This window comes from Dechloromonas denitrificans (assembly GCF_001551835.1).
Taxonomy (GTDB): domain Bacteria; phylum Pseudomonadota; class Gammaproteobacteria; order Burkholderiales; family Rhodocyclaceae; genus Azonexus; species Azonexus denitrificans.
Window position 1 is genome coordinate 413,695 of sequence record NZ_LODL01000019.1, and the last position, 13,106, is coordinate 426,800.

At 62.3% G+C, this 13,106-nt stretch carries 13 protein-coding genes; 11 read left to right on the forward strand and 2 right to left on the reverse strand.

What is annotated here, in order from left to right:
• Positions 1–19: 19 nt before the first annotated feature.
• The 4 genes from AT959_RS09805 (at position 20) to AT959_RS09820 (ending at position 3,724) form a co-directional block, all read left to right on the forward strand.
• The gene (locus tag AT959_RS09805; RefSeq protein ID WP_240481802.1) at positions 20–1,225 is read left to right on the forward strand and encodes a rhomboid family intramembrane serine protease; all 1,206 of its coding nucleotides are present in this window, start codon (positions 20–22) and stop codon (positions 1,223–1,225) included.
• A gap of 161 nt (positions 1,226–1,386) precedes the next feature.
• Complete coding sequence (locus AT959_RS09810; protein WP_066882795.1) at positions 1,387–1,815, forward strand: c-type cytochrome; 429 nt, start codon at positions 1,387–1,389, stop codon at positions 1,813–1,815.
• 19 nt (positions 1,816–1,834) lie between these two features.
• A complete protein-coding gene (locus AT959_RS09815; RefSeq protein WP_066882796.1) occupies positions 1,835–3,214 on the forward strand; it encodes a cbb3-type cytochrome c oxidase subunit I in 1,380 nt (459 codons plus the stop codon).
• Between the two features lie 189 nt (positions 3,215–3,403).
• Positions 3,404–3,724, forward strand: a complete 321-nt coding sequence (locus AT959_RS09820; RefSeq protein ID WP_066882797.1) for a J domain-containing protein — start codon at positions 3,404–3,406, stop codon at positions 3,722–3,724.
• 97 nt (positions 3,725–3,821) lie between these two features.
• Here the strand turns inward: AT959_RS09820 and AT959_RS09825 are convergent, their stop codons facing one another.
• A complete protein-coding gene (locus AT959_RS09825; protein WP_066882798.1) occupies positions 3,822–4,685 on the reverse strand; it encodes a YihY/virulence factor BrkB family protein in 864 nt (287 codons plus the stop codon).
• Positions 4,686–4,837: 152 nt separating this feature from the next.
• Here AT959_RS09825 and AT959_RS09830 point away from each other — a divergent pair, with 152 nt between their 5' ends.
• The 7 genes from AT959_RS09830 to AT959_RS09860 all read left to right on the forward strand — a co-directional run bounded on the left by AT959_RS09830 (position 4,838) and on the right by AT959_RS09860 (position 10,478).
• Complete coding sequence (locus tag AT959_RS09830) at positions 4,838–5,419, forward strand: cytochrome c oxidase subunit 3 family protein (RefSeq protein WP_066882799.1); 582 nt, start codon at positions 4,838–4,840, stop codon at positions 5,417–5,419.
• Positions 5,419–5,688: a cytochrome C oxidase subunit IV family protein gene (locus tag AT959_RS09835; RefSeq protein WP_066882800.1), complete on the forward strand. Its 270-nt coding sequence runs from the start codon at positions 5,419–5,421 to the stop codon at positions 5,686–5,688. Before AT959_RS09830 ends, AT959_RS09835 begins: the two co-directional genes overlap by 1 nt.
• On the forward strand, positions 5,685–6,467 hold the full coding sequence (locus tag AT959_RS09840) for a CbbQ/NirQ/NorQ/GpvN family protein (RefSeq protein ID WP_066882801.1): 783 nt from the start codon (positions 5,685–5,687) through the stop codon (positions 6,465–6,467). Before AT959_RS09835 ends, AT959_RS09840 begins: the two co-directional genes overlap by 4 nt.
• Positions 6,448–6,864 carry a magnetosome magnetite crystal formation protein family gene (locus AT959_RS09845; protein ID WP_066882802.1) on the forward strand — a complete coding sequence of 139 codons (417 nt, stop codon included), beginning with the start codon at positions 6,448–6,450 and terminating at the stop codon, positions 6,862–6,864. Before AT959_RS09840 ends, AT959_RS09845 begins: the two co-directional genes overlap by 20 nt.
• The gene (locus tag AT959_RS09850; protein ID WP_066882803.1) at positions 6,861–7,832 is read left to right on the forward strand and encodes a 4Fe-4S binding protein; all 972 of its coding nucleotides are present in this window, start codon (positions 6,861–6,863) and stop codon (positions 7,830–7,832) included. Before AT959_RS09845 ends, AT959_RS09850 begins: the two co-directional genes overlap by 4 nt.
• 3 nt (positions 7,833–7,835) lie before the next feature.
• On the forward strand, positions 7,836–9,677 hold the full coding sequence (locus tag AT959_RS09855; protein ID WP_066882804.1) for a nitric oxide reductase activation protein NorD: 1,842 nt from the start codon (positions 7,836–7,838) through the stop codon (positions 9,675–9,677).
• 105 nt (positions 9,678–9,782) lie between these two features.
• The gene (locus AT959_RS09860) at positions 9,783–10,478 is read left to right on the forward strand and encodes a Crp/Fnr family transcriptional regulator (protein ID WP_066882805.1); all 696 of its coding nucleotides are present in this window, start codon (positions 9,783–9,785) and stop codon (positions 10,476–10,478) included.
• Between the two features lie 93 nt (positions 10,479–10,571).
• Here AT959_RS09860 and AT959_RS21990 read toward each other — a convergent pair.
• A partial coding sequence (locus AT959_RS21990) for a type I secretion C-terminal target domain-containing protein (protein ID WP_205629880.1) occupies positions 10,572–13,106 on the reverse strand: 2,535 nt, incomplete at its 5' end.

Here is a 13,106-nt window from a genome sequence, read left to right on the forward strand (position 1 = left end):
GGAACATGGAGTATACCTGTTGCCCGAGCAACAATCGGCCGCTCTGCCATCGCCCGTGCAGGCCGGCCCGGCCCCCGCTATCATGGCGGTCTTGCCCACCCGCCTCGCCCCGATGCCCGATTCCCCCGCCCAGCCGGACAGCCTCTACGACGTGCTGCACGCCCGCAGCAGCCGCCTACCGGTGACCTGGCTGCTGCTCGCCGCCAATGCGCTGGTCTTCATCCTGATGCTCAACGCCGGGGCCGGCCTCTGGCACTCGCAGAACGGCGTCCAGCTCGCCTGGGGCGCCAATTTCGGCCCGGCCACCCAGGATGGCCAGTGGTGGCGTCTGGGCAGCGCCCTCTTCCTGCATTTCGGCCTGCTGCATATTGCAATGAACCTGTGGGCCTTGTGGGATGGCGGCCATCTGGTCGAGCGCATCTACGGCCACCTGCGCTTTGCCGTCATTTATTTCGCCAGCGGCCTGTTCGGTAACCTGCTATCGCTCGTCGCCCAGGGCAACCATGCGGTGTCCGGCGGCGCCTCCGGTGCCATTTTCGGGGTTTATGGCGCCCTGCTGATCTTTCTCTGGCGCGAGCGCCGGGTGCTGCTCCCGGCCGAGTTCCGCTGGCTGTTCCGGGCCGGCATCGCCTTTACGCTGGCCAGCATCGGGCTCGGCCTGCTCATTCCCGGCATCGACAACAGTGCCCACATCGGCGGCTTGCTGGCCGGCATCCTGCTCGGCAACCTGCTCGGCCGGCCGCTGCTCGGCAAAACGCCCTGGCCGCCTCGCCAACGACTGGCTGGCGGTCTGCTGCTGGCCGGCGCGGTCGTGGTGCTGCTCACCCACATTCCGCCACCGAGCTATCGCTGGCGCGACGAGGTCGCGGCACAAGCCGAGATCCAGCAGTTTCTCGACCGCGAAAGCCGTATCCAGGCCAGTTGGCAGGAGATCATCCGCCAGGACCGGCGGACGGCAGATTCCATCCAGGCGCTGGCCGAGCGGATCGAACAGGAAATCAGCGAACCCTACGACGCCAGTTTCGAGCAACTGTCGGAGCTGAACCTCAGCCCGACCACACCGTCGGCCGCCCAGGTCGAGGCACTGCGCGCCTATAGCGAAAAGCGGCGGGACAGCGCCCAGGCCCTGGCCAGGCAATTGCGCGCCCGGGGCCAGTTCGGCCCCTTCAACCAGCCGCGACTCGGACCACCGTTCTCCACCCCGGAAAATATTCCGCCGAAATAGGCCCCGACCACGAAAACCTGCGCCAGAAGCGGCTTTTGGCCAGTCCTGCGGTCAACTTTAATTTCCGTCCCATTTCCATTTTTTAGCGAACATCAAAGCCCCCCACCCACCCGGGAACCTACCATCCGTCGGCCAAACAATTTCCGAAAGGGGGAAAACCAATGAGTGGCGCTTTCACCAAATCGATGGCGCGGAACATTTTCTACGGGGGGACGACTTTCTTCTTCCTGCTGTTCCTTGCGCTGTCATTCGACACCCATTCGCAACTACCGAAACGTGACATGCGGCAGAACATTACGCCGCAGGTCGCCGAAGGCAAGAAGCTCTGGGAAGTAAATAACTGCATCGGTTGCCACACCCTGATGGGTGAAGGTGCCTACTTTGCCCCCGAACTGGGCAACGTCATCGCCCGCTACGGCGACGAAGGCGTCAAAGGCTTCATCAAGAGCCGTCCGAAGGAGGGGATCCCCGGTCGCCGCAGCATGCCTCAGTTCAACTTCACCGACGAGCAACTGGATGCCATCGTGGCTTTCCTGAAGCACGTCAATTCGATCAACGATGCCAACTGGCCGCCTAACAACCAGGGCTGATCGAGAGGAGACACTGAACATGCAATATAAATCGCAAGCGGTTGCAAAACCCTACTTCATCGCGGCAATCGGCCTGTTTGTTGGTCAGATCCTGTTCGGCCTGATTCTTGGCCTGCAGTATGTGATCGGCGACTTCCTGTTCCCCGCCATCCCGTTCAACGTGGCCCGCATGGTCCACACCAACCTGCTGATCGTCTGGCTGCTGTTTGGCTTCATGGGCGGCGCCTACTACATGATCCCGGAAGAATCCGAGACCGAACTGTTCAGCCCGAAACTGGCGCTGATCCTGTTCTGGACCTTCCTGGTTGCTGGTGCGCTGACCATCGTCGGCTACCTGGCCGTGCCGTACGCCACCCTGGCTGAACTGACCGGTAACAACATCCTCGAAACCATGGGCCGCGAGTTTCTCGAACAGCCGCTGCCGACCAAGCTGGGTATCGTCGTTGTTGCACTGGGCTTCCTGTTCAACCTGACCATGACCATGCTGAAGGGCAAGAAAACTGCCATTTCCATGGTGCTGCTGATTGGTCTGTGGGGCCTGGCCGTCTTCTTCCTGTTCTCCTTCTACAACCCGGTGAACGTCGTTCTCGACAAGTTCTTCTGGTGGTGGACGGTGCACCTCTGGGTGGAAGGCGTTTGGGAACTGATCCTTGGTTCCTTCCTGGCCTTCGTGCTGATCAAGACAACCGGTGTTGACCGTGAAGTGATCGAAAAGTGGCTGTACGTCATCGTCACCCTGACGCTGATCACCGGCATTATCGGTACGGGTCACCACTACTTCTGGATCGGTACGCCGGAATACTGGCAGTGGTGGGGTTCCATCTTCTCCGCACTGGAGCCGATTCCGTTCTTCGCCATGACCGTCTTTGCCTTCAACATGGTGAACCGTCGCCGCCGCGAGCATCCGAACAAGGCTGCCGTACTGTGGGCACTGGGCACCGGCGTGATGGCTTTCCTGGGCGCTGGCGTGTGGGGCTTCCTGCACACCCTGGCTCCGGTCAACTACTACACGCACGGTACGCAGATCACCGCCGCTCACGGCCACATGGCTTTCTATGGCGCCTACGCCATGGTCAACCTGATGATGATCTCCTACGCCATGCCCATCCTGCGCGGTCGCGCTGCCAACGGCAACAAGTCGCAAGTACTGGAAATGTGGTCGTTCTGGCTGATGACCACGGCCATCGTGTTCATCACCCTGTTCCTGACCGCTGCCGGCATCCTGCAAGTCTGGCTGCAACGCGTTTCCGACGCACCGCTGCCGTTCATGGTTGCCCAGGAAAAGATCGCATTGTTCTACTGGATGCGTGAATGGGCCGGTGTAATCTTCCTGATCGGCCTGATCGTCTACATCGCCAGCTTCTTCGTTGGCGGTGACGAGCGGGAAACCCCCAAGTAATTCCTAGCATCAGCTAGCTGCAGCGCGGGTCGCAAGACCCGCGCTTTTTTTTGCCTGTCATGTGCGCCAGCACACCGACGCCAGTTTCCATTGCCGTAGCCTGAGGACAGGCACCAGGCGACAAGCACCACAGATCAAGGTAATCGCCAATGCCGCATGGCAGGGGAGCGCCGTGAAAAGGAGTTGGTGATGGAAAACTGTGATTATTACTGCACGCTGGGAATCGACCGAACGGCCTCCGAAGCCGAAATCAAAAAGGCTTATCGCAGACAGGCTCAGCGCCTGCATCCGGATGTCACGGATGATCCGGAGGGCGAAAGCAAATTCAAGCGGCTGGGCGAAGCCTACAAGACGCTCCGCCGCGCCGACACACGTTCCGCCTACAACCTGCAGCTCGTCACCGACAGCCCGGTCATTAGCCCGGCCCTCTGGCTGTGGATCGCCTTCCCGCCCGATCTCTGCTTCGCGCTGCTGCCTTGGCCACTCTTCACCTGGTTGTGGCGCCACTAGGCAAGCAGCCGGCACCGAATCCAGCTTCGGCCGCACACTGCGATTTCAGGCTGCGCTGCCGTTTTTGCCCATTTTCACCGGTTGACCGCAGCCCTTCTCATTCCCGATCCAGCCGTTCGTACTCGGCAATCACCTGCGCCCCGAGCAAGACCACCATGGCGGCGATTTCCATGCTGAACAGGACGACCACGGCCGTGGTCAGTGAGCCGTAGACGATGCTGGCTTTGGAGAGCGTCGCGAAGTACCAGATCAGCAGGTGGCGCAGCCCCTCCCACAGCAAGGCGGCGCTGAAGCCGCCGATCAGCGCGTGATGCCAGGGCATGCGACCGACCGGCATGGTCAGGTAGAGAGCGCTCAGGACCACGGTTTCGACGGCCAGCCCGAGCAGGTAGAGCAAGCTTCCGGAGGGGCCACCCAGCGCCCAGTCCCGCCCGAAAACATGAAAGCTTTCCTGGGCCAGGGCCTGCAGGGCGACCGAGGCCAGGGTCACGACCAGCAGCGCGACACCAAGCAGGACGATGAAGCTGTAGGGAAGGATGGCGGAGACCAGGAAATGCCGTTTCGTGAGGTTTTCCCGGCGGCCGAAAATGATGGCCATGGCCTTTTCCAGGACCGAGAAGCCCAGCGAGCTGAAAAAGAGCAAGGTGGCCAGCAGGACGACGCCGATCGCGGCACGGTTGCCGAGAAAGCCGGAAATGTCGGCCAGCACTGCGGTGGACTGGCTCGGTACCAGCCATTCGAGATAGTGGCCGAGGGTGGCGAGCAGTTCTGCCTGATCGACCAGATGCGACAGGACGATCACCGAAACGATCAGCAAGGGGACGACCGAAAGCAGCGCGTAGTAGGCGATGGCGCCGGCCAGCAACAGGCCCTGATTCCGGCTGAAGCTCTTGAGCACCTGCAGGATAAAGGCGACGGGATGGTGCAGGACATACAAGACAGGCTTGCTGAGGATGGGCATGACTTCGGAACCTCGATTGATTCAGCATATTCTGCGGCGGTATCGCCGCGCAGCGCAAGCCAGCTCGGCGCAAAGACGACGGCACGATTTTTAGCCTGGCTTCTTAGGGCAGATCAAGTCATGCGCGCGCCTGCCTCGCTATCATCGGCCGCATGAATACGCTTGCCGCCCCACCCCTGCCCCGCCGACTGCCCGGCGATCTCGCCATCTGGTTCTTCATCCTGGCCGAGATGCTGGCTTTCGCTGTTTTCTTTGCTTCCTACGCCTTCGCCCGGGCCCACAACCCGGAGATGTTCAACCTCTACCAGCAGACGCTGGACCGCAATGCCGGCGCCCTCAATACTGTGCTGCTGGTCACCGGTTCGTGGTTTGTCGTGCTCGCCGTACAGGCGGCGCACCGCGATGACCAGCCGGCGATCTCGCGCAATATCCTGCTTGGTTTTCTCTGCGGCGGCGGCTTTCTCACCGTCAAGGTCTTCGAATACGCCGCCAAGTTCGGGGCCGGCATTTCGATGTCGACCAATACCTTCTACATGTTCTACATTTCATTGACCTTTTTCCACTTCATGCACGTCATACTCGGCATGGTGATCCTGGCCGTGCTGTGGTTTCAGGCCCGCCAGGGCGCCTATACCAGCCAGAGTGCCAATGGCCTGGAAAGTGGTGCCGCCTACTGGCACATGGTCGATCTGCTGTGGATCATCCTGTTCCCGCTCGTTTATGTGATGCGCTGATGATGAACGCCCTCTCCAATCCCGCCCACCGCGCCTGGCTTGTCCTGCTGATCGCCACCGCGATCACCTGGTATCTTGGCGAAGTCGGTGCTGCCGGCACCGGCGCCATCATTGCCATGCTGCTCATTGCCTTCGTCAAGGGCCGACTGGTCATTCTCGATTTCATGGAACTGCGCGAAGCACCGCTGATGTGGCGGCTCCTGCTCGAAGGCTGGCTGATTCTCGTCTCCAGCCTGATTCTGTTGGCTTACTGGATTTCTCTCAAATGACCGAACTGCCCTTCTACGAACCTTCCGGCAACGAAATTTCCCTGTTCGAACACGCCTTTCAGCAGCGCCTGCCGCTGCTCATCAAGGGTCCGACCGGCTGCGGCAAGACGCGCTTCGTCTCGCACATGGCTGCCCGCCTCAAGCTGCCGCTGTACACCGTGGCCTGCCACGACGACCTGACCGCCGCCGACCTGGTCGGCCGCCACCTGATTTCCGACTCGGGCACCTACTGGTCGGACGGTCCGCTGACCCGCGCCGTGCGCGAAGGCGGCATCTGCTACCTCGACGAAGTGGTCGAGGCGCGCAAGGACACCACCGTCGTCCTCCACCCGCTGGCCGACGACCGCCGCATCCTGCCCATCGACCGTACCGGCGAGACGCTGGAAGCACCAGCCAACTTCATGCTGGTCGTTTCCTACAACCCGGGCTACCAGAACCTGATGAAGGGCCTGAAGCCCTCGACCCGCCAGCGCTTCGTCTCGATGCGCTTCGACTTCCCCGGCGCCGAGCGCGAGATCTCCATCCTGATCGGCGAAACCGGCTGTGATGCCGATCTGGCCAAGCGCCTGGTCGGCATCGGCAAGGCCTTCCGCGCCCTCAAGGATCGCGACCTCGAAGAAGTCGCCAGCACCCGTCTGCTGGTCTATGCCGCGACGCTGATCAAGTCCGGCTTCGACGTCACCGCCGCCTGCCGCGCCGCCCTGGTCGAAAGCCTGACCGATGATGAGGAAACGGTCGAGGCGCTGATGGAAATCGTCAATGCCACGTTCGGACGATGATTTTGGCTACACCGAGGAGAAGGCCGGCCAGGCGCTGGCCGTGCTCGCCGAGGTGCTGTTCCTGATCAACCTGCTGTTGCTGCCCGGTATCGCCTTCCTGATCCTGGCCGGCCTGTGGCTGCACTTCCGCGACAATGCCCCGCCCCTTGCCCGCCAGCATCTGAAACAGGCGACCCTGGTCAGCCTGTGGGGTGGCCTGCTGATCGTCTCCATTGCCGGCGGCATCCTGTACGGCGGCGGGCTGCACTGGGAGTGGACCTGGGTCGCCCTGATCCTCTACTTCACCTGCATTCATTCGACCCTGGTCCTGTGCGGCATGTATGCCCTGATCAAGGCGATGAACGGGCAGGTCTGGCGCTTCCCGCTGATCGGGCCGCGCCTCGAACCTCGACCATGAAGAAAGCACCACTCCAGCGCTACCGCGTGCTGGCCCAGATCGGTTTTTTTGCGCTGTTTACCCTGACACCGCTGTTCGACCTGTTCCGCTACGACCTGACCGAGAAGCACGCCTATTTCCTGACCTACCCCTGGCATCTTGGTATCGACGAACTGATCGCCGGCACCGGCGATCCACAGACGGCTGCGGTCAACATCATTTTGTACCTGTTTTTGCCGATCCTCGGCGCCGGCGCGCTGATCATCGGCGTCGCCTGGAAATGGGGCCGCCTCTATTGCGGCTGGCTCTGCCCGCATTTTTCGGTGGTCGAAACGATCAACCGGCTGATGCTGTCCGCCACCGGCAAGCATTCGGTCTGGGACAAGAAGCAGACGCCGCCCTGGGAGCCCGACGGCACCCCGGCGAGACGCGACAAACGCTACTGGCTGCTGGTCGTCCCGGCCGCCATCGGTTTCGCCTTCGCCTGGGCCGTCGTCGGGCTGACTTACCTGATGCCGCCGTTTCAGGTCTATCACGGCCTGGCCACCTTCACGCTCTATCGCGGCGAGGTCATCTTCCTGACGGCGGCGACCACTGTACTCAGCCTCGAATTCCTCTTCGCCCGCCACCTGTTCTGCCGCTACGGCTGCGCCATCGGGATCTTCCAGAGCTTTGCCTGGATCGTGAACAAAAAGGCGATGGTCGTCGGCTTCGAGCGCAAGCGCCTGACCGACTGCGCCAGTTGCCTCGAAGGGCACGGCTCGGCCTGCGACGCGGTGTGCCCGATGCGCCTGAAACCGCGCAACGTCAAACGCTGGATGTTTGCCTGCACGCAATGCGGCCAGTGCATTTCGGCCTGCAGCACGGTCAACCGCAACAATCCGGACGGCCAGTTGCTGCGCTGGGTCACCAATCAGGCCGCCGAACGCAACGAGGCCGGTTTTTCGGCCTTATCAAATACCGACGAAGACGCCGGTGGGAAAATCTGAAACATGGAAGAATTCATCGGCAAACTCTGGCACAACTGGGTCACCAAGGCCGCCGCCGGCCATTACCCGGAAGCCGCGGTCAAACTGGGCGAGGTCGAAAAGACGGCCGGCATCCTGTTTCGCGCCTTCGGCGGTGACCCCGGCCTGAAAGTCGCCGCCGCCACTTCGGAAGAACATGGCGCCCGTCGGCGCTGGCTGCAGCGGGTGGCTGGCAGCAACGAGAAGGTGGCCCAGGCCCGGCGCGATGCCGAAACCCTGCGCCTGCCGCCGGAAATTGCCGCTTTTCCCGACAAGTCGCTGAACCGCGACCTTTACCTGTGGCTGGCCGCGCTCGCCGCCAGCGACGTTGCGCCGGAGCAGCCGTGGTTCATCCGCAACCAGCGCGCCACGCTGGCCGCGCTGCACAACTACCCCGGCCTGCGCCCACGCTATGAACGACTGGTTGCCGCCCATCTCGCCGCCCGCATCGCCGCCAGCCAGTTGCAGCCCGATGAAGCCGCCCAGGAAAACGCACTGCGCCAGGCCATGCAGCAACCCGGCACGGTGGACGGCCTGCCGCCGCTCACTTCCGTCAAGTCGCGCCCGCCGCAGCCGGTACTGCTCTGGCTGATCGCCAGCGAAATGCGCGCCGCCGGCAAAGTGGCCGACCCGAATGGCGAAGTACCGCCAGAAGGCAGCGGCAGCAATGCCGAGCCGGAAAAGCAGGCGCACAAGGCCGAACAGGTCGAAACGCCGGACAACAAGGCGCCGGTGCTCGCCATGTTCCGCGCTGAAAGCCTGCCGACCTGGGCCGAATACGTCCGCGTCAACCGCGCCTACGATGACGACGAAAACCCCAACGCCAAGGACGCGGCCAAGGATCTCGACAAGCTGTCGCTGACCCGCGACGGCGAGACCGCCGTCTCCCGCGTCAAGTTCGACCTCGACCTGCCCTCGGCCGCCGAGGACGACACGCCGGTCGGCCCCGGCATTGCGCTGCCGGAATGGGATTACCGTAAGGCACAGATGCTGGAAGCGCACTGCCACCTGCAGCCGATGATCGCCCAGGATGCAGGCCATGCCGCGCTGCCGCCGGAACTGGCCGCCACCGCCCGCAAACTGCGCGGCCAGTTCGCCGCCCTCGCCCCGCAACGGCGCTGGCTGAAGGCGCAGCCGGATGGCCCCGAACTCGATGTTGATGCCTGCGTCCGCAACCATGCCGACCGCAGCTCCGGCCACACCCCGGAAGGCGGCGGCTATCTGTCGCAGGAACGTTGCGAACGCGATCTCGCCTGCCTGTTGCTGGCCGACCTCTCGATGTCCACCGATGCCTGGATTTCCGACAGCCACCGCATCGTCGATGTCATCCGCGATTCGCTGCTGCTTTTTTCCGAGGCGCTATCGACCACCGGCGACCGTTTCGGCATCTACGGCTTTTCATCACTGCGCCGGCAGAATGTCCGCTTTCATCTGCTCAAGGATTTCAACGGCCGTTACGACGCCGCCGCCCGCGCCCGCATCCTCGCCATCAAGCCCGGCTTCTATACGCGGATGGGCGCTGCGTTGCGCCAGGCGTCAAGCATCCTCTACGAACAGCCGGCAGCCCGCCGACTGCTGCTGATCATCACCGACGGCAAACCGAACGACCTCGACCTCTATGACTCCCGCTACGGCATCGAGGACACCCGGATGGCGGTGCATGAAGCGCGGCGCATGGGGCTGACGCCGTTCTGCGTCACCATCGACCGCGAAGCCGGTGCCTACCTGCCCTACCTGTTCGGGCCGGCCGGCTTTTGCGTCATCCGCAAACCGGAAGAACTACCGCGCCGCCTGCCTCTGCTCTACGCCCAACTGACGCGGGATTAGCGGCCCTACCAGCCCGTCTCGGCATCCATGCCTTAGTCCTAAAGTAGTATTGCCTGAGAACTATGGGGATGACACCATCGGCCGGTCTCAATAAGCCTAGCGATCATGCACGCCAATCACCCGATCAACATCGAAGCCCTGCTTACTCACGTCCCGCTTTTTAACGGACTGGCCGGTGAGGAAATTGCGCGCATCGCCCGCTCGACCCGTGAAATCCACGCCAGCAAGGGCGACATCCTGTTCCACAAGGGCGACCCCTGCAACGGCTTCCACCTGCTGGTGTACGGCCAGATCAAGCTGGCCTTCACGTCGCCGCAGGGCAGCGAAAAAGTGGTCGAAATCCTGACCCAGGGCCAGAGTTTCGGCGAAGCCATCATGTTCATGGAAAAGCCCTACATTGTCTTTGCCCAGGCGCTGACCGATTCGCTGCTGCTCCACGTTTCCAAGGCTGCGGTTTTCGAGGAACTGCAGCGCGACCACAACCTGTGCCGCAAGATGCTGGCCGGCATGGCGATGCGCCTGCACCAACTGATGAACGATGTCGAATCCTACTCGCTGCACTCCGGCAAGCAGCGCATCATCGGCTACCTGCTGCGCGAACTGCCCGAAGCCGACCTGAACGGCGTCAATGTCGCGATCACGCTGCCGACCAACAAAGGCGTCATCGCCTCCCGCCTCAACCTGACCCAGGAACACTTCTCGCGCATCCTGCACGAACTGACCGAGCTCGGCCTGATCGTCGTCGAAGGACGCAAGATCCATATCCCGAGCGTCGCCAACCTGCGCAAGCACGAGGGCTGAAACGCGAACGGATAGCGGCCGGCGGCGGCGGTTCTCCGAACAATAAAAAAGGGGCGATGAAAATCGCCCCTTTTTGCTGGTTGACCGCAGGAATCAGTCGGTCAGCAACTTGCCGTTGTTCAGCAGGTTCTGGATGACCGTCTGATCGGTGGTGTTCCCCCCCACCAGATCGACACCATTCAGGACAATCTGCTGCACATCGTTGCTGGCGACGTTGTTCAGCGGCGCACCAACCGTATTGTTGTTGGAGAAAGCGCCGGTGGCGCTGACATAGATCGTCGTATTGCCACCGGAATACTGGAAGTGCAGGTAGTTATCCAATGCACTGGCCGTCGTCGCCGAATTGACCAGCAGGTCGCGCAGATCGAGGATGTCGCCGCCCGAACTGGCGCTCGCGGTGTCGAAGTTGTTGATGGTATCGACCGCCGGCGTCGTGGTCGTTCCGGCATCCGCAAAACTCCAGGCAAAGACGTCGGAAACGCCATCCGTGCTGCCGGCAACGCCGCCCGTCATGGTGTCGTTACCGGCACCACCGATCAGCGTGTCGGCCCCGGCACCACCGACCAGCGTGTCGCCGTCAGCGCCGCCACTCAGCTTGTCGTTACCGTTGCCGCCATTCAGCGTATCGGTTCCGGCCCCGCCGGACAGCCAGTCATTGCCGTCACCGCCGTTAAGGGTGTCGTTACCGGCCAGACCGCTGATGATGTCATCGTCGGCGGAACCGGTCAGCGCAGTGTTATTGGCACTGGTCCCGGTCAGCGATGACGAGCCGCTGTCGCGCGTGATGGTCAGGTCCAGATGACCGTGGGTCGCATCGATCACGCTGGCATCGCCATCCTTGTCGGTCAGCGCGAAGGAGATGTTTTCGGTCAGCGTGGTGACGTTTACCGGCGGGGTGTAGTAGTACTCGCCGGTATCCAGATCGATCACCAGCAAGCCGCCCTGCTCGGTCGTCACGGTCAGCACATGAGTCGTCGAATCGAAGCTCGCCGTGCTGCCGCCCGTGCCGGTGGCCGATACCGTAGCCGCCGAACCATTCCAGGAGAAGGTGCGAACATCACCGGTCGGTCCAACCGCAACGCTGGAGACAAAACCGCCATCGGCACCGACCTGGCCGGGTGTCGCGCCAGTCAGCAGGTTACCGCTGGCGGCCGGCGCCACGGTCTTCTGCAACTCGGTGGAGAGATTGGCGACGTTCGGCACCATGATGGCGCTCATCTCGCTGCCGGCCACGCCGTCGTAGGCGATCGGTTCCAGGTAAGTCCGATCAGTCGCGCTCAGACCGTCGCCAATCCCCAGGGCAAAGGACTTGATGTCATTGTTGGTCAGGAAGGTCTCCCACAACAACTCTTCCGAGGCCTGGATACCCGCATCAGCACCGCCGCTGGTGCCATTGGCATTATTGGCCAGGGTGCCGACCGTACCATCGTTCTCGTTGGGCTGGCCGTCGGAAATGAAGTAAGCCAGGTTCTGCAAGCTGCCTCCGGCCGGTGCTGTCAGGATCTTGCCGGCGCTATCCCATGCATCGATCGCCTGGGCCAGTGCGGCATCGTAATTCGTGCTTCCCGATGCACCAATGTTGGTCAGCAATGCCAGGGCATCGGCCGCCGTCATCCAGGCACTGGAGCGGTCTGTAGCCGTCGTCGAGAAAGTTACCAACTTGACGGCAACGTCACCGAAGCCGTCATAGGTATTGATCAGGTTGGTAATGGCGGTCTTGGCGGCAGCCAGGCGATCCACATTGTTGGCGTTGTTCGTCATGCTGCCCGAAACGTCCAGGATGATCATCAGATTCGTATCTTGCTGACCAAGATTGATGGTATCCGTCTTGCTCGACGTGAGCGGCGAATCATCCTCAAGGTTAACAGTCAGCGTGGTATTCACGGCCGGGGCAATGCCGTCCGAAACCGTCAGGCCGAAGTCCAGCGTTTTCACATCCTCGACGCTGGCAGTGGCGTGATCGACCGGCGCCGACAAGGTCACGGTATACGTCCCGCTACTGGTCACATGCACCCGGACAACTTCCACCGAACCGGCCATACCGACCAGGTCGGTACCGGATGCGCCACCACTCCAGGTAACGGGAGTTCCATTGGAGCTCAGAGCCGTCGCCGGTTGCGAAATGGAAATGCTGAAACTGCTGTTATCCGGATCAACAATTGCCAGCGTACCGCTAACCTGCGTAGCGTTCGTCGTATCGGAGGAACCGGTGCTATCGGCCACCCCGCCCGTCAAGCCCTCTTCTGACAAGCTCAGCGGCGCAGGCGCCGTCACCACAGGCGCATCGTTCACCGGCGTCACCGTGATCGACAGCGTCGAGGTGTCGTTGGCGCCGGAGCCGTCGGTCAGGGTGTAGGTGGCAACCGGGACCGTGCCGTTGTAGTTGGCGTTCGGCGTGAAGGTGTAGCCGCCGTTGGTGTTGATGAGCAGCGTGCCGACCCCGGCCAGCGTCGCCGTGGTACCGGCGGCGTAGGTCGTGCCGCTCACCGTGAAGTTGCTGACGGTGACCGGGCCATCGACGCTGCTCGTACCACTCAGCACCGTGCCGCTCAGCGGGCCGCTGTCTTCGGCAATGCTGATCACTTCGTTGGCGTCGGTGAAGTCGTCGTTCACCGGCGTCACCGTGAT